Raw genomic sequence first — 22649 nt, 5'->3', positions numbered from 1 at the left:
TCCAGTCATCAGCGCCGCGGCGGGGATCAAACAAAGCGGCTACTTCCCAAACACCCGATTCCAAAGCCCCGTCACCGCTTCCCTCTCCGCCACCACAACGTCCGGCTCAACCCGCGCCTTCTCCATCCCGTCGAGTCTCAGCGTGTGCTGCAATTTCCGGTACCGCCGATACGCAGCCGCCACCGTTTCCGCCTCCTCGGCGCTCATCAGTCCGAACCCGGCAGCCTGTCGCAGCAGCGAAATATTCCCAATATTGCGCACGAATTCAGCGTCTTCGCGCGCGTGCAGCAGCACCCAGTACTGCACGATAAACTCGATATCCACCATCCCGCCGCGATCGTGCTTCAGGTCAAACAACTTGCTCCGGTTCGGATGTCCGGCGTCCACCCGCTCGCGCATTACGACAATCTCCTGCGCCAACGCTGCGGCATCACGTGGCATCGTGAGAACCTGGGCGCGAATCTCCTCGAAGCGCTCGCCAATCTCCGCGTCACCGGCGCAATAACGCGCCCGCGATAACGCCTGATGTTCCCAGACCCAAGCCGTATTCGCGGCATCGCCTTCACGAATCTGATAACGCCGGAACGACTCCAGGCTCGTCACCAGCAAGCCCGACTCGCCATTCGGACGCAGCCGCAAGTCAACATCGAATAATGTGCCCGCGCCCGTTGCTGTAGTGAGCCATGTGATCAGCCGGCGCGCGAAGGTGGCGTAGATATCGGCGGCAGATTCGTCGGGGTCATCGTGGAGGAAGATCAGATCCAGGTCGGACGCATAGCCCAACTCCTTCCCGCCCAGCTTTCCGTAAGCGATCACAGAAAAGCGCGGCACCTCGCGGTGACGCTTCGGGAACTGCGACCACACCGTTTCGATAGTGACATCGAGCACCGCATCGGCCAGCGCCGACAACAAATCACTCACGTGTTCAACGGTGAGTTTGCCGCTTAAATCGATCAGCAGAATGCGGAACACTTCAGCCTGGTGCGCGTGCCGCAGCAAGTTCATCTGCTGCTCGGCGCCATCGGCAGCGGCAATCTGCGCGCGCAAGGATTCTCGAAATTGCGCCCAGTCAAAGGGGCTCGCGATCACTTCATCGTCGAGCAATTCATCAAGAAGCTGCGGATGGCGAATCAAATATCCCGCCGCCCAACGTGACGCGCCAAGCACCGACAACACCCGTTCGAGCGCCGCCGGATATTCGGTGAGCAACGCAAGATAAGCGCCGCGGCGGCTGACCGCTTCGAGCAGGTCGAACAGCCGGGCGATGGTGTCGCCGCGCCGCTCGGGCGGCTGAATCGCCTGCGCGGCTTCGAGCGCACGTTGCGCGACGATGTCGAATCGTTCCCGGCTGCGCTCGGGCAAACCTTCGTATCGCGTCGATTTCCACACGCTGCGCAGACGCGTAAGCACGGCGGCGGCATCGGTGAAACCCAGTTCGGTCATGCGCTCGACCAACTGTTCCTCGGCGCTGTCGTCGGCGAGCGCGCTGCTCCAGACCCACGACGCCGCCGAATCTTCCGCCACCGCACAGCCGCCGTCGCCCTTCACTTTATCGGCGAAGATCTGGTCGAACTGATGCTCAACGCGCGCCCGATGCGCTTCCAGCTCGTCGGTCAGCGCCGGGTAATCGGCAAAACCCATTGCGTCTGCAAGCACCGCGCGGTCGTCGGGCGCGACCGGCATGGCGTGCGTCTGCGCATCGTTTCTATATTGCAGCCGGTGTTCAAGCTTGCGCAGGAACACGTACGCTTCGGTCAATTCACTACATACATTCGCCGATATCAACCCATGCGCCGCCGCGCGTTCCAGCACGGACAAGGTCGGACGAATCCGCAGATCGGCAATCTGGCCACCACGGATCAACTGAAACACCTGCGCGCTGAACTCGATCTCCCGAATGCCGCCACGGCCGAGCTTGATGTCGTCGGCTTTGTCCGGGCGCATTGACGCGCGCCGCTGCGCTTCCTGCCGGATCTGCACATGCAGCGCACGAATCGCGCTGATCACGCCGTAGTCGAGATACCGCCGATAAATAAACGGCTTGGCGAGCGCGTCGAGCAGCTTGGCCAAGCGTTGCGCCGGTTCACTCTTGTTCTCGGAGACGAGCCGCCCCTTGATCCACGCGTACCGCTCCCACTCGCGGCCCTGCACGTAGAAATACTCTTCGAGCATGCCGAGTCCGCACGCGATGGGACCGGCATCGCCGTTCGGCCGCAACCGCATATCGACTCTAAAGACATAACCGTCTTCCGTCACCTCGGCCAATGCGCCTATGAGCTTGCGGCCGAGCCGCGTGAAATATTCCTGCGTCGATAACGCCGCGCGTTCGCCGCCTGTCGTCTCACCGTCTTCTTCATAGACGAAGATCAGGTCGATATCCGACGACACGTTCAACTCACGTCCACCGAGCTTTCCCATTCCCACCACACCCAGCGTCAAACGCTGTCCGTCAGGCCCGCGTGGCTCGCCGAACGTGACTTCCAGATCCGCCGATAACACCGCGAGCGCGCGCTGGATTGTCAGCTCGGCCAGATCGGTCATCGCGCCCGTGACTTCGGCAACGGGCGCGAGGCCGGCAAGATCGCGTTCCATCACCGTGCAGAAGACCTCGATGCGCAAGCGCCTCAGCGCAGTCTTGAGCGCGGCTTCATCGAGCCGCCCATGCGTCGATCCCGCCGAACAGACCGCGCACAAGGCGTCCAGCCGCGCTTCTATCCACGCGCGGCGGATCGGCGCTTGCGACCATTCGGCCACCTGCGCCGGCAATTCGGGACGCGCGGCATACACGCGCGCGGCATAGTTGGAAGCGCTGGCACTCAGCAAAACGGCGTCGGTCATGAAAGGTCGGGCTCGGTCATTGCTCTGAATCAAGTCCGGCAGTGTGCCGGGGCTTTTGCGACAAGCGTGCCATAAAGGCGTAAACGCCATCCGGCGCGGCTTAGCGGCCGCATCGTAGCGTGTTCCCGCAGTTTTTTGCACCGCGCGCTGTGTTACATTTCAACGTCAAATCTCGAAAACCTACCATATCGCCGACCCGCCGCAGCATGTCCGACCGAAAGGAACTAGCCGACCCACCCGTAGCTGTACCCGTGAAGCTAGGTGGTCGCGCCGAGCTCGCATTGTCGCGGGCGCTCAAAGTCCTTCTGGTGCTCGTCGCCGTGATCTATTTCGCGGTCGCCGGGATCTATCTCGCACTGCGTTACGCGGTGCTTCCCCAGATCGATGTATTCAGGCCGCGCATCGAACAAATGGTGTCGGCGAAGATCCACGCGCAGTTGCACATCGGGCGAATCACGGCGAGGTGGTACGGCCTCCAGCCCTCATTCGATATCGACAACCTGAGGATTGACGCCGCCGACGGCACGCCGGGTCTCGCCGTGCCGCATGCCAGTGCGACCGTCGCGTGGCGCTCGCTGCTGGGTCCCATTCCGGTGCTCTCGAATCTCACCGTCGACGGCCCCGACGTAGTCATCTCGCGCGCCGCCGACGGCACCTTCAGCGTGGCCGGCGTGCCGATCCAGGCGAAACATACGGGCAACGACGCGTTCATGACCTGGCTGCTGCGCCAGCAAGCTATCGTGCTGCGCAACGGCACGCTGCGCTGGCACGACGGCGAGCGTGAGGCGCCGCAACTCGCGCTCAAGCGCATCAAGCTCGCCATTCTTAACGACGGCACAAGTCATCGGCTGGCGCTGCAGGCGCCGCCCGACGGCGACCTGTTGCACGGGCCGCTCGATTTTCGCGCGGACTTCACCACGCCGCACTTCAGCGTGCCCGGCCGGCCGGCGAACTGGACGGGGCAGGCGTATCTGTCGACTGGTCCTGTCGATCTGCCCATGCTCGCCAAGTACGTGACGATGCCGTTCGCGACCTACAGCGGACGTTTCGATAACCGCATCTGGCTTGACTTCGCGAGCGGCAAACTGCAAACCGCGGGCGGCGACCTGACCGGCTCCGACATCGCGTTGCGCGTGCGTCCAACGCAGCCGCGTCTCGATGTGCCCATCGCGAGCTTCCGCTGGGACCTCGCGCAAAACGACGACGAATACACGCTGCATCTTGGCAACCTGCACGCGGAACTTGGCCAGCCGCCGCTCGCCGACGGCACGCCGGTGTCTCGCCTCCTCGCGTTGCATACGCTGACCGGCAATTACCGAGCGGCTTCGTTGCAGCGCGGGCAGCTGTTCGGCGTGACGGGCGATGTCGTCGATCTCGGCATTCTTGGTGAATTTGCGCGCGCGTTGCCGTTGCCATCGAAGGCGCAAAACGATCTGCTCCGCTTCAACCCGCGTGGCCAGATTACCAACTACACGCTGCAAACCGAGCGGCCCAGACCGGCGACTCACGCTCAAATGCTGGCGCAGCGGCAGACGGGCGCCGAGCCGCCAATACGCTACACGGTCAAGGGCGACTTGCACGGCGTCAGCGTGCAGGCGCAGGAACCGCCGCCGGGATTGACGATCAACAACCATCCGCGAGCCGGGATTCCGGGCGTGGAGAACCTGTGGGGCAGCATTGACGCCAACCAGGATCGCGGCAGCGCGGTCATCGATACGAAAAATACCGCGATCACCCTGCCCGGCGTCTTCGATAACCCGCGTCTCGTGCTCGATCAGATCAACGGCCGCGTGACGTGGACCCTCGCTGACGCGCCCGGTAAAGCGCACAAGGCAATCACCGCGCACGTGGAGACGCTGCACGTCAAGAACGCGGACGCCGAAGCCAGTGCAACAGCGGATTACCACAACGAAGGCGAAGGCCGCGGTTCCCTCGATCTCAAGGCAAAAGCAGCGCACCTGAACGTGACGAGCCTCGTCAACTATCTGCCGACGAGCATCAGCGAAAAATTGCGGCTGTATCTGGGCCACGCGTTGCAGGCCGGTGTTTCGCGCAATGCCACCATCGAGATTCATGGCGACCTGACGAAATTCCCCTATTCGCGTTTCCCCGATGCCGGCCAGTTCCGCATTGTCGCGCCGTTCTCCGGCGGCAAGTTCGAGCCAACGCCCTATCCGCTCAGGACCATGGCAAACGGCACGCCGAACGTGTGGCCGGCGTTTGATGGTATCGACGGGACGTTTCATCTCGCCGAAAACAAGCTGGGCTTCGATATTTCGCGCGGCCACTACCTCGGCGTGAGCGTGGTCAAGACGACGGGGCGGATCGAAGACCTGGGAAATCGTGAATCGAAACTGCTGATCGACGCCGACGCGCACGGCCCGATCACCGACATGCTTCACTACGTGGAAGACAGTTCGCTTGGCGCGCTTTCACATCATGTGTCGACGAAAATCCGTGCAACCGGCAACGCCGCGCTCGCGCTGCAACTGGAAATTCCGCGGGTCGCGCCGCCGCCGGGCGTACGGCCGCACGTGGGTTATAAAGGCGCGCTCACGTTCAACGGCAATGAGCTTGCGTACGGTGCGTTGCCCCCGCTGTCGAATCTCAAGGGGCGGACGCGGTTCGGCGAGAAAACCGCATCGCTCGATGGCCTCACGGCGAAGTTCCTTGGCGGCGATGTGCGCGGCTCCGGCGGCGTGAAACCCGACGGAAGTTACGCCTTCAATGTAGATGGCCGCATTGGCGGTGACGCTGCCAAGAGCCTGAACGCCCGCGAACAGGAGCAGGCCGCGCAGATTCTCAAGCACATCAGCGGCACCGCACCCTACGCCGTGCGTGTGCGTGGCGTGAAAAACGCGTTGCCGCAAGTCGAGCTGAACTCCGATTTGACCGGCCTCGGCCTGGACTTCCCGGCTCCGTTCAACAAGAGCGAAGGCATGCCGATGCCCGTCTCGTTCACCTTCACGCCCATCGCCGGATCGCCTCAGGAGCACGACGCGAAGCTGACGTTCGGGCCGGTGAACGCGCATTACCTGCTTAAGCAAACCGGTAAGGAAATGCCGATTGTGGAACGAGGGGCTATCGGCGTGAACAAACCGGCCGATCTGCCGGCGCAGGGCGTGACGGCGACGGTGGATATCGACGAACTCGACGCCGATGCGTGGCGCAAGCTGATCGCCGATTTGGGCCCAATGCCGCAACCGGATCCGAAGGCGCAAACAACGGCGCAAACGCAGGTGGTGAAGCAGTTCATCCCCAAGCAGTTCGCGCTGCATTTCGCCACGATCAAGCTGCTCAACCGGCGCTGGGAAGATGTCGCGATAGGCGCAAATCTCGGCGATGACCGCAAGTGGCAGGCGAACATTGCGTCGGATCAGGTCACGGGCAACGCTGAATGGACGCCGGGTGCGACGAAAAGCAGCCCGGGTGCGTTGCAGGCGCGGTTCACGAAGGTTGTGATTCCGGGGAAACAGGAAACCGACCTGGTCGGACAGATGATCCGCAAGCCGCCGGCCAACATGCCGTCCATCGATTTGATCGTGAACGAACTCGTGGTGCGCGGGCGCACGCTCGGGCGCCTGGAAGTCGATGCGCACAACTACATGAAAGACAAGGTGCCCGTCTGGTACCTGGACAAGCTGGATCTCAGCAACCCGGACGCGACGTTATCTGCCACGGCCAACTGGCGCACGATCAGCGGTCCCGTTGGTTTTCCGGTCAATGCCGACGACAACGCCCCTCGTCACACCGCGCTCGATTTCAAGCTGGACATCACCGACGCCGGCGCACTGGTCGAACGGATGGGCTTGCCTCGCACGGTGAAGAACGGCAAAGGCACGGTAACGGGCCAGCTTGGCTGGGACGGCAGCCCGGCCGCGGTCGATCTGCCCACGCTCAATGGCAATCTAAATGTCGACTTGCAGCACGGCCAGATTCTCAAGGTCAATCCGGGCGCGGCCAAGCTGCTCGGCGTGCTCAGCCTGCAGAGCCTCGCGCGTTTTCTCACGCTGAATTTCCAGGACGTTGTCGGCAAGGGCCTGCCATTCGAAAAGATCACCGGTTCGGGCACGGTTCAGAATGGCATTGGCCGCACCAATGATTTCACGATGATCACGGCGCCGGCGCGCGTCGAGCTGAAGGGGCTGGTCAATCTGCCGAAGGAAACCCAGGACCTGCACGCCAAGATCATCCCGACCATCAGCGCGGGCGCCGTGGCGCTGGGCGCCGCCGTGATTAATCCTTTGCTCGGGCTCGGCACGCTGGTGGCCGATCTGGTGCTGTCGAAGTCGATTGGAAAAGCGTTCACGATTGACTATTCCATTACCGGTTCGTGGTCGAAACCCGTCATTCAGCGGGTGAAAGGCGATCAGGGTAAGATCGAAATTCCCGCTGAAGCCGCGCCCAATTGAGGGTTTGATCGTGTTTCAGCGCAGGTCCCACTGGCTGGCGGCAGTCGATACTGATCACGAATTCTGATTATCATCGCGCCCTTTTTAGCAGGCTGACATGAGCGACAAATCAAGCGAAGGCACCTCCGGGACGTTCCGCGTAGCCGCGCTGCAAATGGTAAGCGCGCCGGATCGTGAACGTAATATCGCGGAGGCTGGGCGGCTGATTGCCGAAGCCGCGCGCGGCGGCGCGCAACTCGTGCTGCTGCCGGAATATTTCTGCTACATGGGTTTCAAGGACACGGACAAGCTCGCGATCCGCGAGACGCCCGGCCACGGTCCGATCCAGCAATTCCTATCGGACGCGGCGCGCGAACATCGCGTCTGGGTGATCGGCGGGACCTTGCCGCTGGAGTCGCCTGAACCGGATCGCGTGCTCAACACCACCCTCGTCTTCAATCCCACCGGCAAGCAGGTTGCCCGCTACGACAAGATTCATTTATTCAACTTCGAGAAAGGCACGGAATCCTTCGATGAAGCCCGCACGATCCGTCCGGGAACCGATGTGCGTACGTTTAATGCGCCATTCGGACGCGTGGGATTGTCGGTGTGTTACGACCTGCGTTTTCCCGAGCTTTACAGAAAGATGGGCGATTGCGCGTTGATGGTCGTGCCGTCGGCGTTCACCTACACGACCGGCGAGGCGCATTGGGAAACGCTGTTGAAAGCGCGTGCAGTCGAAAACCAATGTTACGTGCTGGCCGCCGCGCAAGGCGGCAAACACGAAAACGGGCGCCGCACCTGGGGCCACAGCATGCTGATCGACCCGTGGGGCGAGATCGTGGCCGTGGTGGAAGAAGGGGCGGGCGTGGCAGTCGGAGCGATTGATGCTGCGCGCATTGCATCCGTCCGCCAAAGCCTTCCGGCGCTGCGGCATCGCGTTTTGGGCTAGCTTGTTTTTTCGGCGCCCCCCTCCATCTGGTCAGGGTGTGGCATAAACACTCCAACGTTAGAATGCGTTTAATCCCCACAGACTTCGCCACAGGCAACGAATGAACATCATCGAACCCGGCATCCGAAATCTCGCCACTGCGAAAGAGATCCTGTTGACGCCCTACGGCCTCGACGAATCCACAATTACGCGCACGCTGGCCGAGATCTTCACGCACCGCGTGGACTACGCGGATCTCTATTTCCAGTCCACGCGCAGCGAAGCGTGGAGCCTGGAAGAAGGCATCGTCAAATCGGGAAGCTTCAGCATCGATCAAGGTGTGGGCGTGCGCGCCGTGTCGGGTGACCGGACGGCGTTCGCGTATTCGGACGACTTGTCGGCGGAATCCATCCGTCAGGCGGCGGTCGCCACGCGCGCGATTGCAAAAGCCGGCGGCGGCAAGCACAAGATCAAGTCGGCCAGTTCGCTGACCGGCGTGTTCGGCCGCGATCTTTACCTGCCGTCTGATCCGCTCACGTCGCTCGAGGCCACCGCTAAGGTGAAGCTGCTCGAACGCGTCGAGAAAATGGCGCGTGGGCGCGATCCGCGCATCGTCCAAGTCATGGCAGGCTTGGCGGGTGAATACGACGTTGTACTGGTCGCACGAAGCGACGGCGCACTGGCCGCGGACATCCGGCCGCTGGTTCGCGTGTCGGTAACGGTGATCGCCGAAAAGGACGGACGTCGTGAAATGGGCAGCGGCGGTGGCGGCGGTCGTTATGACTACGGCTATTTCACCGACGAAATCCTGTCCCATTACGTCGATCAGGCCGTGCACGCAGCGCTTGTTAATCTCGATGCGCGTCCGGCGCCCGCCGGTGCAATGACCGTCGTGCTCGGACCGGGCTGGCCCGGCGTGTTGCTGCACGAAGCGATTGGCCATGGGCTGGAAGGTGACTTCAACCGCAAGGGCTCATCGGCGTTTGCGGGCCGGATCGGTGAACGGGTCGCGGCGAAGGGTGTGACCGTTGTCGACGACGGCACGCTGCCGAACCGGCGTGGTTCGCTGAACATCGACGACGAAGGCAATCCTACGCAATGCACGACCTTGATCGAGGACGGCATTCTGAAGGGCTACATCCAGGATTCGCTGAATGCGCGTTTGATGAAGATGCCGGTAACCGGCAACGCGCGGCGCGAATCGTACGCCGCCCTGCCCATGCCGCGCATGACCAACACCTACATGCTTAACGGCGATAAAGATCCGGGCGAGATCCTGGCATCGGTGAAAAACGGCTTGTATGCGGTGAATTTCGGCGGTGGCCAAGTCGACATCACCAACGGCAAGTTCGTGTTTTCCGCGTCCGAGGCGTACATGATCGAGAACGGCAAGATCACGTATCCGGTGAAGGGTGCAACGCTGATCGGCAGCGGCCCGGAATCGCTTAAGTACGTAACCATGATCGGCAACGACATGGCGCTCGACGGCGGTGTAGGTGTGTGTGGCAAGGAAGGCCAGAGCGTGCCGGTAGGCGTGGGGCAGCCGACCTTGCGGATCGAAAAGATGACGGTGGGCGGGACGGTTTGAATGTGTACTCCGCCGTTTGACCGATGATTTTCCCGCGCCGCGCTTGATGCACCTTTCAAGCGCGTCACGCGGGAAATCCGCATGAAATGCTCACGTTTGCTACGGGATTCGGTGTTACGGTGCGGAATGTCCGCTTTTAGCGGCTGACAACTTGCCAACCGCGCGTGTTTAAGGTTATAAAGCCAGACGTTCAATATTTATCGAAGCGACCGAAACCATCATGTCCGCCAAGTTTTATTTTTACTTTTTTTGGCATCTCAAGCCGCTGGCGGATCGAGAGGGGTGAGTCGTTTGTGTAGAACCCAAGTTTCCCGAAAAACCGCCAGCGCAGTCTGGCGGTTTTTTTATGCCCACTTTTTTTGATGACTTTTTGCCCTGTCCCTGATCTGTCGGATGTAACGACCGAACGAATACAGCACGAAAAACGAGTTCCTGGAGAACCAGCATGCCCCCGCACAACACCGACGATGTCCGTATTCGCGAATTGAAAGAACTCACGCCGCCCGCTCACCTGATCCGCGAGTTCGCCTGCGCCGAGCCGGTGTCGAACCTGATCTACAACTCGCGCCAGTCGATGCATCGAATCCTGCACGGCATGGAAGACCGTTTGATCGTGATCGTCGGACCGTGCTCGATTCACGACACTAAAGCGGCTTTGGAATACGCAGGCCGCCTCGTCGAGCAGCGCAAGCGCTTTGCCGGGGAACTGGAAATCGTGATGCGGGTGTATTTCGAAAAACCGCGTACGACGGTCGGCTGGAAGGGGCTGATCAACGACCCGTACATGGACAACAGCTTCAAGATCAACGACGGACTGCGGACCGCGCGCGAATTGCTGCTGCGAATCAACGAACTGGGTCTGCCGGCCGGCACCGAATACCTCGACATGATCAGCCCGCAGTACATAGCCGACCTGATTTCCTGGGGCGCGATTGGTGCGCGGACGACGGAATCGCAAGTGCATCGGGAGTTGGCGTCGGGGTTGTCGTGTCCGGTCGGCTTCAAAAACGGCACGGACGGCAACGTGAAGATTGCGGTGGACGCCATCAAGGCAGCGTCGCAGCCGCACCATTTCCTGTCGGTGACGAAGGGCGGCCATTCGGCCATCGTATCGACAGCCGGCAACGAGGATTGCCACATCATCCTGCGCGGCGGCAAAGCGCCGAATTACGACGCAGAAAGCGTGAACGCCGCGTGCAACGACATCAGCAAGGCCGGACTGGCCGCGCGTCTGATGATCGATGCAAGCCATGCGAATAGTTCGAAGAAACATGAGAACCAGATCCCGGTTTGCGCCGATATCGGCCGGCAGATTGCGGGCGGTGACGAGCGGATTATCGGCGTGATGGTGGAGTCGAATCTGGTCGCCGGACGGCAAGATCTGAAGGAAGGTTGCGAGTTGACGTACGGGCAGAGCGTCACCGATGCATGCATCGGTTGGGAAGAAAGCCTGGGCGTGCTGGAAGGGTTGGCGGATGCCGTGAAGCAGCGGCGCGTGGCGCGTGGGAATGGGAACTGATTGGTCTGAAGCGCGGTTTGAAAAAAGCCGCCCTCCGGCGGCCTTCTCTTCAAAACTCAAACGCCCTACGCCATCTCGCCCGACCCGTAAATCTCGGTACGCACCCGCGCCTTCGGTACCCCCGCCGCCATCAACGCGTCTTGCTGCGCGCGCATGAAGGGCACGGGGCCGCATAGATAATAGTCAGCGTCGGGCAGCACGGTTTTATCGGCGATGCGGGCGAAATCCATCCGCCCGCTGAAATCGAAATCCGTTCCTGGGCGATCATCGGCGTGAGTCTGTTCGTAGAACACCGTGCGCGACACGTTCGGATGTTTTGCAACAATCGTATCCAGCCATCGGCCAAACGCATGCGTGCGGCCATTCCGGCAAGCGTGGACAAACGATATCTGCCGCGCGCTGTTCTGTGCGGTCAAAGACGCGAGCATCGATACCATCGGCGTAATGCCAACGCCGCCGCTGATCAGAACAACAGGCGTCGTCTTGTTCCGGTCCAGGGTGAACTCGCCCATCGGCGCGCTGACTTCAACAATCCCGCCGACTTCCATGACGTCGTGCATGAGATTGGACACAAACCCGGCCGGGCTATCCTGCGGCTTCTCACGCTTCACCGAAATGCGTAACCACTCGCCATTCGGGGCATCGGAGAGCGTGTATTGACGCGGCTGGACCACGCCAATCTCCTTCACAAACCGCTTCACACTGATGTACTGACCCGGTTCGAAATGACAGACCGGACCACCATCGGATGGCTTCAGATAAAACGATGTGATCTCGTCGCTTTCCTGTTCTCGCCGAAACACCACGAATGGCCGGAAACCGCTCCACGCCGCTTGGGCATAAAGCTGCTTTTCCGCCCCGATGAAAATCTCCGCGAGTTGCGCATAAGCGGCGCGCCAAGCTTCGAGCGTGGGTTCATCGATAGCATCGCCCAGAACGTCCACGACAGCCGCCAGCAGATTTTCACCGACGATCGGATATTGCTCCGGCCGGATATTCAGGCTCGCGTGCTTGTGCGCGATGTGCGTGACAGCCGAACCCAGCGCACCGAGGTTATCGATATTCGCGGCATACGCGTACACGGCTCGCGCCAACGCCTGCGGCTGACTGGCGCTTTGTTGATGCGCCTGGTTAAACACGTTTTTCAGCTCGGGATGGGTGATAAACAACCGCTTGTAGAAATGCGTGGTGATGGGCGCGCCATGTTCGGCGAGTACGGGGGCAGTGGCTTTTACTCGGGCAATCTGGTCGGCGGTCAAGGCTGTCATTCGTCGAGCTCCTTTAAAGATGTATTTATAATACATCTTTAAAGGAGCTGCACATTTGGGCGTTTTGTCGCAGGAAAATAAGACGATGCTAAAAGTGGTGTCCGGCAGCGCAATCGTGCCGAACACGCCCTACTTTGTTAGACCTTCCGCTCGTGATTCCACAACACGTCGGTTCCGCCATCGGCACGATTCAACACGCGTGCCACCACGAACAGCAAATCGGATAACCGATTCACATACTGCCGCGGCGCCGCGTTGATCTTGTCCACACGGCCGAGCGCAACAATCGACCGCTCCGCGCGCCGGCAGACCGTCCGCCCGACATGTGCCAGCGAGGCCGCGCGCGATCCACCGGGCAAGATGAACTCCTTGAGCGGCGGCAAATTTGCGTTGTACTCCGCAATCCATTCATCGATACGAGCAAGATGCGACTTCTCGATCATCGAATGGCCAGGAATGCACAGCTCGCCGCCAAGATCGAAGAGATCGTGCTGGATCGCGGACAACGCAGCGCGCACGTCGTCCGGAAGCGCCTCGCACAGCAGCACGCCAAGCTGCGAATTCAGTTCATCGACATCGCCAATTGCCGCAATCCGCGCGTCGTCCTTCTGTACGCGGCTGCCATCGCCGAGGCCGGTCGTGCCGTCGTCGCCGGTGCGCGTCGATATCTTGCTCAGGCGATTGCCCATGATGTTCTCCAGGTAGCGCAGGACGCCGGTCAGCATCCGCGCTCATTATAGGCAACGCGCGGGCTCGGGCTCGATGCAGGCTCAATACGGGCTATCGGCGTAAAATGAATGCATAAAACGCGCGATTCCCGCATTCCGATGCGAGATTTAGCGCACCCAACATCCCATTGCACCGATGTCCGGAGACATGCCGTGAACCACCCCGTCCCGCCGCTCGCCGTCCGCCGCACTTTTCCCGCTACCTTGCTCGACGCGCTGAAATCCGCGTTCCCCGATCGTGTTTCGACGACCACTGCAGTGCGCGAACATCACGGCCGCGATGAATCGCCGTTCGATCCGCAACTGCCCGACGCCGTCGTTTTCGTGACCAGCACGGAAGAGGTCCAGACCGTCGTCCGGCTCTGTGCCGAACATAATGTGCCGGTGATTCCGTACGGTAATGGGTCGTCGCTGGAAGGTCATTTGCTGGCGGTTCAAGGCGGTGTATCCATCGATATGTCGGGACTCAACCAGGTGTTGTCCATCGACGCCGAAGACTTGACGGTCACCGTGCAGCCGGGCATTTCGCGCAAGCAGTTGAACGAAGCGCTGAAGGACACAGGACTATTCTTCCCCATCGATCCGGGCGCGGACGCGAGCATTGGCGGGATGTCGGCAACGCGTGCGTCGGGGACCAACGCCGTGCGCTACGGCACGATGCGCGAGAATGTGCTCGGCCTCGCCGTCGTGTTAGCCGATGGCCGCGTCATCAAGACCGGCACAAGGGCGCGTAAGTCGTCGGCCGGATACGACCTCACGCGCTTGTTCGTGGGTTCCGAAGGCACGCTCGGCGTGATCGTTGAAATCACCGTGCGGCTTTATCCGCAACCGGAAGCGGTATCGGCGGCAGTGTGCGCATTTCCATCAATGGGCGACGCCGTGCGGGCCACCATCGAAACGATCCAGATGGGCGTGCCCGTGGCGCGTGTCGAGTTCCTGGATTCGCTGGCGGTGCGCGCGATCAACCGCCATTCGAATCTCACCTTCCGCGAATCTCCCATGCTGTTCTTCGAATTTCACGGCACGGAAAGCAGCGTGAAGGAGCAGGCGGAAACGGTGCAGGAAATCGTCGCCCAAAACAACGGCACTGATTTCGAATGGGCCACCCGGCCGGAAGACCGCAGCCGTCTTTGGAACGCGCGTCACAACGCCTATTTCGCGATGCTGCAACTCAAGCCCGGCTGCCGCGCCGTGACCACGGACGTCTGCGTGCCAATCTCGCGGCTGGCCGAATGCGTGATGGAAACCGAGCAGGATTTGTTGGCCAGCACGCTGCCCTGCCCGATCGTCGGCCATGTCGGCGATGGCAATTTTCACGTCGCCATGCTCCTCGATCCGGCCAAGCCCGAAGAGTTCGAGGAAGCCGAGCGGATCAATCACCGCATCGTGGCGCGCGCGCTGCGCATGGGCGGGACGTGTACCGGCGAGCACGGTGTCGGGCTGCACAAGATGGGTTTCATGATCGAGGAACACGGCGAGGACGCAATTGGCGTCATGCGCTCGATCAAACATGCGCTCGACCCGAAAAATCTGATGAACCCGGGCAAGATTTTCTCGTACGACGCCTGATCGAACGAGGCCGATTACTTTGGGATAGCGGAGAGGCAAACAGCAAGCGCCCGGCGCGAACCACTCGCCGGCGTAAAAATATGCTCCGTCCCCGTAATTAGCCCGATCGACGGCAGACACGCGCAGGTGCAAGATCAACGATCTGCTTTTTGGAAATACTCCAGAGCACAAACACCGCCGGGAGGAGACATGAACGCACCCGCCGAGCTTTCGCCGGAAGTGTTGGCGCAACGCCAGCGTGAAGTGGTCCAGGCGCTGATGGCCGTGCTGCCAACACACTGCCTGCTGTATCGCGAGGAAGACACGGCCGCTTATGAATGCGACGGGCTTGCGGCGTACAGGCGGCTGCCGCTTGCGGTCGCGCTGCCTGAAACCGAAGCGCAGGTTCAGCGCGTCGTGCAGATCTGTGCGCGGCTCGACGTGCCGATTGTCCCGCGTGGAGCGGGCACGGGCTTGTCAGGCGGCGCCATGCCGATCCGGCATGGGATCGTGGTGTCGCTTGCGCGCTTTCGCAAGATCCTGGAAGTCGATCCGTATGCGCGAACCGCAACGGTCCAGCCGGGCGTGCGCAATCTCGCCATATCGGAAGCCGCGGCTCCCTACGGGCTCTATTACGCGCCCGATCCGTCATCGCAGATCGCCTGCACGATCGGCGGCAATGTCAGCGAGAATTCCGGCGGCGTCCACTGCCTCAAGTACGGCCTGACGTGTCACAACGTGATGCGCGTGCGCGCGGTATCGATGGAAGGCGACATCCTCGAGTTCGGTTCGCTCGGCTTGGACGCGCCCGGGCTCGACCTGCTGGCGGTGTTTATCGGCAGTGAAGGCATGTTCGGCATCGTCACCGAGATCACCGTCAAGCTGATCCCGAAGCCGCAAACAGCCCAGGTGATCATGGCGAGCTTCGACGACGTCGTTAAAGGCGGCAACGCGGTCGCAGCGATCATCGCGGCCGGCATCATCCCCGCCGGGCTCGAAATGATGGACAAACCCGCCACGCGCGCCGTGGAAGAGTTCGTGAAAGCGGGCTACGACCTCGACGCCAAGGCCATCCTGCTATGCGAATCAGACGGCACGCAGGACGAAGTCATGGAAGAAATCGTGCGGATGACGGCCGTGCTGCGCGAATTCGGCGCGAACCGCATCCAGATTTCGCGCTCGGAAGCCGAACGGCTGAAGTTCTGGTCCGGCCGCAAGAACGCATTTCCGGCTGCCGGCCGTATCTCTCCTGACTATTACTGCATGGACGGCACAGTGCCGCGCCGCCAGATCGGGCCACTGCTGGCGCGTATTGAAGAGATGGAAAAAAAGTACGCACTGCGTTGCATGAACGTTTTCCACGCCGGCGACGGCAACATGCATCCGCTGATTCTCTTCAATGGCAACGATCTCGACGAATGGCATCGCGCCGAAGCGTTTGGTTCGGACATCCTGGAATCGTGCGTGGAACTGGGCGGCACGGTGACGGGCGAGCATGGCGTGGGTATCGAAAAGATCAACTCGATGTGCGTCCAGTTTTCGCCCGAAGAACGCGATACGTTTCACGCGATAAAACGTGCCTTCGATCCCCCCGGCCTGCTGAATCCCGATAAAGGCATCCCGACGCGCGCGCGTTGCGCCGAGTACGGGAAAATGCATATCCGCGGCGGTTTACTGCCGCATCCTGAAATTCCGCGCTTTTAAGCAACCTGTTTAGGCAGCGCTTCTAAACGCTGCCTGAATATAACGTCCCATTAATGTCCCTTTGACGCATCGGCGGTGACTCCAGGCGTTCAAGCCCGCACAGGTATCCACGTTTATACGAGTGGCCGTACGGGAACACGCCGATACACTGAACCAAGAGCCATAAAAACGCGGGACACCATGACAGAGGAAGACATTGTCGCGAGCTGGTCCGAGCGTGTACGCGCTGCGACGGCGAGCAAAACCCCGCTACGGATTCGCGGCGGCGGCACGAAGGACTGGTACGGACAATCGCTGCAAGGCGAGATAGTCGATACGCGGGCACATCGTGGGATTATCGAACATGACCCGGCCGAACTCGTGATCACCGCGAAGGCCGGCACGCTGCTCAGCGAGATCGAAGCGCGGCTGGACGAATGCGGCCAGATGCTGCCGTTCGAGCCGCCGCACTTTGGGCCAAACGCCACCATCGGTGGCTGTATTGCAGCCGGACTCGCCGGCCCGCGGCGCGCCGCGGCCGGCGCGCCGCGCGACTTCGTGCTCGGCGCCGTGGTGATGAACGGCCAGGGACACGTGCTGCATTTCGGTGGTCAGGTCGTGAAGAACGTGGCGGGCTACGACGTCTCGCGGCTGCTGGCGGGTTCGCTCGGCACGCTGGGAATGATCCTGGAGGTATCGGTGAAAGTGTTGCCGAAACCCGTCGCCGAAGCCACGCTCAAGTTCGAGATGAACGACACCGACGCCGTGCGCAAGCTCAACGAGTGGAGCGGCCATCCGTTGCCGCTGACCGGCAGCGCGTGGCGCGACCATACGCTCGCGTTGCGTCTGGGCGGCGCGGAAGCCGCGGTGAAAGCGGCGCGGACATCGCTGGGCGGCGAAGTGGTGGACGCCGTGGAAGCGGAGCGTTTCTGGTGCGGCGTGCGCGAGCAATCCGATCCGTTCTTCGCCGTGCTGCCGCCGAAGTCCGCGCTGTGGCGATTGTCGCTGCCATCGATTGCCGAGCCGATGCATCTTCCCGGCCCGCACATGATCGAATGGGGCGGCGCGCAACGCTGGTGGATCACCGACGCCGATCCGCAAACCGTGCGCATCAGCGCCAAGCAGGCCGGTGGCCACGCGACCATTTTCCGATCGAGCGCCGCGTATGACCGCAACGCGGGCGTCTTCACGCCCTTGCCCGCCCCGCTGATGAAGATTCATCGCGGCCTGAAAGCTGCATTCGATCCCGCGAGCATTTTCAATCGCGGCCGCCTGTACCCCGACTTCTGAACTGACGACACACGCAATGCAAACCAACCTCGCCGATTTCATGCGCGATACCGCCGATGGCGAAGAGGCCGAGGCCATCCTGCGCAAGTGCGTGCATTGCGGATTCTGCACGGCGACGTGCCCGACCTATCAGATACTGGGCGATGAACTCGATGGCCCCCGCGGCCGGATCTATCTGATCAAGCAAATGCTGGAAGGCGCGCCCGTGACACGCAGCACGCAACTGCATCTGGACCGTTGCCTCACGTGCCGTAATTGCGAGACCACGTGTCCATCGGGCGTGCAGTATGGGCGGCTGGTGGAAATCGGCCGGAAGGTGGTCGAAGAGAAAGTGGAACGGCCGTTCGGCCAGCGAGTACAACGCAAATTGCTCGCCAACTTCCTGCCGAACAGCAAGCTTTTCACGCCCGCGATGAAACTCGGCCAGCAGTTCCGGCCGCTCTTGCCCAAAACCTTGCGCAACAAGATTCCAGCCGCGCAACGGCCTCTCGAATGGCCCACCAGCACGCACGAGCGCACGATGCTGATGCTCGCCGGTTGCGTTCAGCCCGCCATGATGCCGAACGTGAACATAGCGACGGCACGCGTATTCGATGCATTGGGCATCCAGATCCTGACTGCGCCCGACGCCGGTTGCTGCGGTGCGATCCGCCTGCACCTCGGCTACAACGACGACGCGCTGGACGACGTGCGCAACAATATCGACGCATGGTGGCCGTATGTGGAAAACGGCGTCGAGGCAATTGTGATGAACGCGTCCGGTTGCGGCGCGACGGTCAAGGAATATGCGCACTTGCTGCGCAACGATCCGATCTATGCAGAGAAGGCCGCGCGGATCGTGGACCTGACCCGTGACCTGTCGGAGATCCTGCCGCAATACGAAGATGAATTGACCGCGATGACAAGGCGGCGCGCGGTCCACACCGTCGCGTTCCATCCACCGTGCACGCTGCAGCACGGCCAGCAGATTCGCGGTCACGTGGAGAATTTGCTCACCGCGCTGGGCATAGAAGTGCATCTTCCCGCCGATAGCCACTTGTGCTGCGGCTCGGCCGGAACATACTCGGTGCTGCAGCCGAAACTCTCGTACGCATTGCGCGACCAGAAACTCGATACGCTTGAAAAGCTCGAACCGCAGATGATCGTATCGGCGAATGTGGGTTGTATCGCGCATTTGCAGAGCGGTACGTCGACGCCCGTCGTGCACTGGATCCAGCTTGTCGAACATCTGCTGTATGGCTAACGCTGGCGAGCGCGTGCTGTCTTTCAGTAGCGCGTCCGTATAATCGGGTCTCTGCTTCTTTCTCTGCGGCGTCCGATTCCATGTCCTCCTCTCATGTAGCGCGTCACCTCGACGAAGTCCGCCAGCGCATTGCAAAAGCGGCGGCGGACGCTTCGCGCGATGTCTCGTCGGTCACGTTGCTCGCGGTATCGAAGACCTTTCCTGCAGAAGATGTTCGCGCCGCCTTCGACGCCGGGCAACGCGCGTTCGGCGAGAACTACGTGCAGGAAGCGGTCGCGAAGATTGCTGAACTGGCTGATCTGCGCAGCGAGATCGAGTGGCATTTCATCGGACCGTTGCAATCGAACAAAACGAAGCTTGTGGCCGAGAATTTCGATTGGGTGCATTCCGTCGACAGGCTCAAGATTGCCGAGCGTTTGTCGGCTCAACGTCCTGAAAACATGGCCGCGCTCAATGTGTGTTTGCAAGTGAACGTCAGCGGCGAGGATTCGAAAAGCGGCGTGGCGCCTGAAGAGGCGTTGGCGCTTGCGCACGCCATTGCCGCGTTGCCCAATCTCAAGCTGCGCGGTTTGATGGCGATTCCCGAACCAGAAGGCACGCTCGATGAGCAACGCGCGCCGCATCGGCGTCTGCGTGAAATCATGGACACGTTACGAGCGGACGGCCTTGATCTCGATACGTTGTCCATGGGGATGTCGGCGGATCTTGAAGCGGCGGTTCTGGAAGGCGCGACCATGGTTCGCATTGGCACGGCCATCTTCGGTGCACGTGATTACTCTCATTGATTCGCCTCTAATTTTTTCTCGACGACTTCATCATGAAAATTGCATTTATCGGCGGCGGAAATATGGCTTCCGCGCTCATCGGCGGCTTGATCAAGCGCGGCGTCGCGCCGGCGGATCTTTATGTCGTTGATCTTGGAGAAGAAGCACGTGCTCGCGTAGCGAAAGATTTTGGCGTGGCGACGGGTGCAGTCGTCGATTCGAAGCTCGCGGACTATGACGCCATCCTGCTCGCGGTCAAACCACAGGTATTAAAAGACGTAGCAGGCGTGCTTCAGCCGATATTGTCAAAGCAGCTGGTGATCAGCATTGCTGCCGGCATTCGCGCCGCCGATCTGTCGCGCTGGCTCGGCGGATACACGCAGATCGTGCGCACGATGCCAAATACACCGGCGCTCATCGGCATGGGTGTGACGGGATTAGCGGCGCTGCCCGGAGTTGACGACGTAGCGAAAGCGCTGGCATCGAAGGTACTGGAAGCGGTCGGTGAAATTGTATGGTTCGACGACGAAGCGAAGATCGACGCCGTCACCGCTATTTCAGGCAGCGGTCCGGCGTACGTGTTTTATTTCATCGAAGCGATGCAGGAAGCGGCGCGTCAACTCGGGATGGACGAAGAACAGGGTCGTGCGCTGGCTGTGGCTACGTTCACCGGCGCGGCTCAGCTCGCGGCGCAATCGGGCGAACCGGCGAGCGTGTTGCGTGAGCGAGTGACATCGAAGGGAGGTACGACCGCTGCGGCCTTGGCTTTCTTCGATGCCCAAGGCGTAAAGGACGCAATCGTGCGCGGTGCGTTGGCGGCAGATGCACGGGCTAAACAAATGGGCGAAGAACTGGGCAAAGCCTGACGTCCGCGCGCGCTTCGCGCTTCCAATTGGCATCGCATTGCGCTCAATCAAAAAACGGCGTGCCGCCTGACGCGTGAAGCGTCCGGAGAGGCGAACGCGTTACCGCATGAACGCGTAATGCGCCGCAATCCCCGCGAACAGGACGCCGCCAAGCCAGTTGTTATGTTTGAACGCGGCGAAGCACGGCATGCGCTCGCGGTTCTTGATCAGCGTGTAGTGATAGACGGCACATGCCACCGCTGCCGCCCAGCCGATCCAGTACAGCGCGCCGAATGCCAGCGTCATGCCGATCCAGATGTAAATCCCTAGCGTCACGGCGTAGCACAGCATGATCGCCGCTACGTCGAAGCGGCCGAATGTCAGCGCCGATGTCCGGATGCCGATCTTGATGTCATCGTCGCGATCGACCATTGCGTATTCGGTGTCGTAGGCGACTGACCAGAAGACGTTCGCCGCGAGCATGATCCAGGCAAGCGGCGGTACGTGATCCTGCACAGCGGCGAAGGCCATTGGAATGCCGAAGCCGAAGGCGATACCCAGATACGCCTGCGGAATCGCAAAAAACCGTTTGGTGAACGGATAACTCCCTGCCACGAATAACGCAAAGACCGAGAGTTCCTTGGTCAGCGTGTTCAGCGGGAGGATCAGCAGGAATGCTACGAGCGATAACGCCGCCGCCAACGCCACAGCTTCCCAGGCAGCGATCTTGCCTGACGTAATCGGCCGATTTTCGGTGCGCTTGACGTGTTTATCGAAGTCGCGGTCGGCGTAGTCGTTGATCGCGCAACCCGCCGAGCGCATCAGCAGCGTACCGAGCACGAAGATCAGCAACAGCATGGGTGACGGATGCCCGCTCGATGCAATCCACAACGCGTTGAGCGTTGGCCACAGCAACAGCAGGCTGCCGATAGGTTTATCCATGCGGACGAGGCGGAGATAAAGCGGAAGACGAGCGAGCATGGCGGTTGGACGAGGGCAAATGGCGGTAACCGCATTTTAAAGCAGTGGCGATCCGCAGTTTGCCTGCGTCAAGCAACCCACCCCAAAAGCAAAGAAGCCCCGCGTTCTTCCGAACGTGGGGCTTCATCAATTCCAATTCGCCACGCGCAATCCACGTTCAACCCGTAGCGATCAAATCAAACCTTACTGTCCCAGCATCGCGCGCAACATCCACGCGGTCTTCTCGTGAATCTGCATGCGCTGCGTCAGCAGGTCGGCCGTCGGTTCGTCGTTGGCGCTATCGGTCAGCGGGAAAATCGCGCGCGCTGTGCGCACAACCGCTTCCTGCCCTTCGACCAACTGACGAATCATCTCTTCCGCGACGGGAATTCCATCGGCTTCAGGAATGGTCGACAGCTTCGCAAACTCACGATAGCTACCCGGCGCATAAACGCCCAGCGCGCGAATCCGTTCAGCGATGGAATCCACCGCCAGCGCCAATTCCGTGTATTGCCCTTCGAACATCAGATGGAGCGTGTTGAACATCGGCCCCGTGACGTTCCAGTGAAAGTTGTGCGTCTTCAAATACAGCGTGTACGTATCGGCCAATAGATGCGACAAACCATCGGCGATCTTCTTGCGGTCTTTGTCGCTGATACCGATGTTCACAGCCGGTGATGCGATTTTCTTCGCCATAGTGACTCCGTGAGAGTGATACGAACAATGCGGGCGGCCCGGCCGATACTGCTGCCGGGGCTGCCGGGCGTTCGTGAGTTTATCTTAGAAACGCGAGGCGACCCGCCATGGAGGCGGGCCGCAAAGGTTATCGGGGTGCGTCAGGACGACGCGCGGCAACGGCAATCAGACGATGCCCGCACCATGCAATCCTTCGATAATCACCACCGCGTAACTCGCCGCGACGATGCCAAAACCGATCGCGATCCGTACGCCGCGCGACGCATTGAGGCTCTTCGCCTCGATACCGCTTACCGCCCGTTCGAGAGTCATGATCGCTTGTGTCATCGTCGTTCTCCTTGAGTCCTGCATGTCGAA

16 protein-coding genes are annotated in these 22649 nt (G+C 61.0%); 10 read left to right on the top strand and 6 right to left on the bottom strand.

Going from position 1 to position 22649, the window contains the following annotated elements:
- Positions 1-39: 39 nt before the first annotated feature.
- Positions 40-2838 carry a bifunctional [glutamate--ammonia ligase]-adenylyl-L-tyrosine phosphorylase/[glutamate--ammonia-ligase] adenylyltransferase gene (gene glnE, locus ACMX25_RS11695; RefSeq protein WP_414950016.1) on the bottom strand — a complete coding sequence of 933 codons (2799 nt, stop codon included), beginning with the start codon at positions 2836-2838 and terminating at the stop codon, positions 40-42.
- A 206-nt stretch (positions 2839-3044) separates the two neighbouring features.
- Here glnE and ACMX25_RS11690 point away from each other — a divergent pair, with 206 nt between their 5' ends.
- The 4 genes from ACMX25_RS11690 (at position 3045) to aroG (ending at position 11267) form a co-directional block, all read left to right on the top strand.
- The gene (locus ACMX25_RS11690; protein ID WP_414950015.1) at positions 3045-7250 is read left to right on the top strand and encodes a YhdP family phospholipid transporter; all 4206 of its coding nucleotides are present in this window, start codon (positions 3045-3047) and stop codon (positions 7248-7250) included.
- 97 nt (positions 7251-7347) lie between these two features.
- On the top strand, positions 7348-8181 hold the full coding sequence (locus ACMX25_RS11685; RefSeq protein ID WP_414950014.1) for a carbon-nitrogen hydrolase family protein: 834 nt from the start codon (positions 7348-7350) through the stop codon (positions 8179-8181).
- Between the two features lie 100 nt (positions 8182-8281).
- Complete coding sequence (gene tldD / locus ACMX25_RS11680) at positions 8282-9748, top strand: metalloprotease TldD (protein WP_414950013.1); 1467 nt, start codon at positions 8282-8284, stop codon at positions 9746-9748.
- Positions 9749-10193: 445 nt separating this feature from the next.
- Positions 10194-11267 (top strand): 3-deoxy-7-phosphoheptulonate synthase AroG, encoded by a 1074-nt coding sequence (gene aroG, locus ACMX25_RS11675; RefSeq protein WP_414950011.1) that lies wholly within the window; start codon positions 10194-10196, stop codon positions 11265-11267.
- Between the two features lie 65 nt (positions 11268-11332).
- Here the strand turns inward: aroG and hmpA are convergent, their stop codons facing one another.
- Positions 11333-12571, bottom strand: coding sequence for an NO-inducible flavohemoprotein (gene hmpA / locus ACMX25_RS11670; protein WP_414950010.1), 1239 nt, complete (start codon positions 12569-12571; stop codon positions 11333-11335).
- 101 nt (positions 12572-12672) lie between these two features.
- The gene (locus tag ACMX25_RS11665) at positions 12673-13224 is read right to left on the bottom strand and encodes a cob(I)yrinic acid a,c-diamide adenosyltransferase (RefSeq protein ID WP_414950289.1); all 552 of its coding nucleotides are present in this window, start codon (positions 13222-13224) and stop codon (positions 12673-12675) included.
- Between the two features lie 192 nt (positions 13225-13416).
- Here ACMX25_RS11665 and ACMX25_RS11660 point away from each other — a divergent pair, with 192 nt between their 5' ends.
- The 6 genes from ACMX25_RS11660 (at position 13417) to proC (ending at position 20657) form a co-directional block, all read left to right on the top strand.
- The gene (locus ACMX25_RS11660; RefSeq protein ID WP_414950009.1) at positions 13417-14832 is read left to right on the top strand and encodes an FAD-binding oxidoreductase; all 1416 of its coding nucleotides are present in this window, start codon (positions 13417-13419) and stop codon (positions 14830-14832) included.
- 189 nt (positions 14833-15021) lie between these two features.
- A complete protein-coding gene (locus ACMX25_RS11655) occupies positions 15022-16515 on the top strand; it encodes an FAD-linked oxidase C-terminal domain-containing protein (protein WP_414950007.1) in 1494 nt (497 codons plus the stop codon).
- 180 nt (positions 16516-16695) lie between these two features.
- A complete protein-coding gene (gene glcE / locus ACMX25_RS11650; RefSeq protein ID WP_414950005.1) occupies positions 16696-17784 on the top strand; it encodes a glycolate oxidase subunit GlcE in 1089 nt (362 codons plus the stop codon).
- Between the two features lie 16 nt (positions 17785-17800).
- On the top strand, positions 17801-19027 hold the full coding sequence (glcF, locus tag ACMX25_RS11645; protein ID WP_414950004.1) for a glycolate oxidase subunit GlcF: 1227 nt from the start codon (positions 17801-17803) through the stop codon (positions 19025-19027).
- Positions 19028-19107: 80 nt separating this feature from the next.
- Complete coding sequence (locus ACMX25_RS11640) at positions 19108-19812, top strand: YggS family pyridoxal phosphate-dependent enzyme (RefSeq protein WP_414950003.1); 705 nt, start codon at positions 19108-19110, stop codon at positions 19810-19812.
- A 32-nt stretch (positions 19813-19844) separates the two neighbouring features.
- Entirely contained in the window at positions 19845-20657 is an 813-nt protein-coding gene (gene proC / locus ACMX25_RS11635) for a pyrroline-5-carboxylate reductase (RefSeq protein ID WP_414950002.1), read from the top strand.
- Positions 20658-20756: 99 nt separating this feature from the next.
- Here proC and ubiA read toward each other — a convergent pair whose 3' ends face one another.
- The 3 genes from ubiA to ACMX25_RS11620 form a co-directional block, all read right to left on the bottom strand.
- Positions 20757-21617: a 4-hydroxybenzoate octaprenyltransferase gene (gene ubiA / locus ACMX25_RS11630; protein WP_414950001.1), complete on the bottom strand. Its 861-nt coding sequence runs from the start codon at positions 21615-21617 to the stop codon at positions 20757-20759.
- A 183-nt stretch (positions 21618-21800) separates the two neighbouring features.
- The gene (locus ACMX25_RS11625; RefSeq protein WP_414949999.1) at positions 21801-22292 is read right to left on the bottom strand and encodes a Dps family protein; all 492 of its coding nucleotides are present in this window, start codon (positions 22290-22292) and stop codon (positions 21801-21803) included.
- A 165-nt stretch (positions 22293-22457) separates the two neighbouring features.
- Complete coding sequence (locus ACMX25_RS11620; RefSeq protein ID WP_414949998.1) at positions 22458-22619, bottom strand: hypothetical protein; 162 nt, start codon at positions 22617-22619, stop codon at positions 22458-22460.
- Positions 22620-22649 lie beyond the last annotated feature (30 nt).

Origin of the sequence: Caballeronia eucalypticola (genome assembly GCF_047608185.1) — a bacterium.
In the GTDB taxonomy this organism is placed as follows: domain Bacteria; phylum Pseudomonadota; class Gammaproteobacteria; order Burkholderiales; family Burkholderiaceae; genus Caballeronia.
The sequence above is the reverse complement of the archived record's forward strand: the minus strand, read 5'-3'. Positions and strand labels throughout refer to the sequence as shown.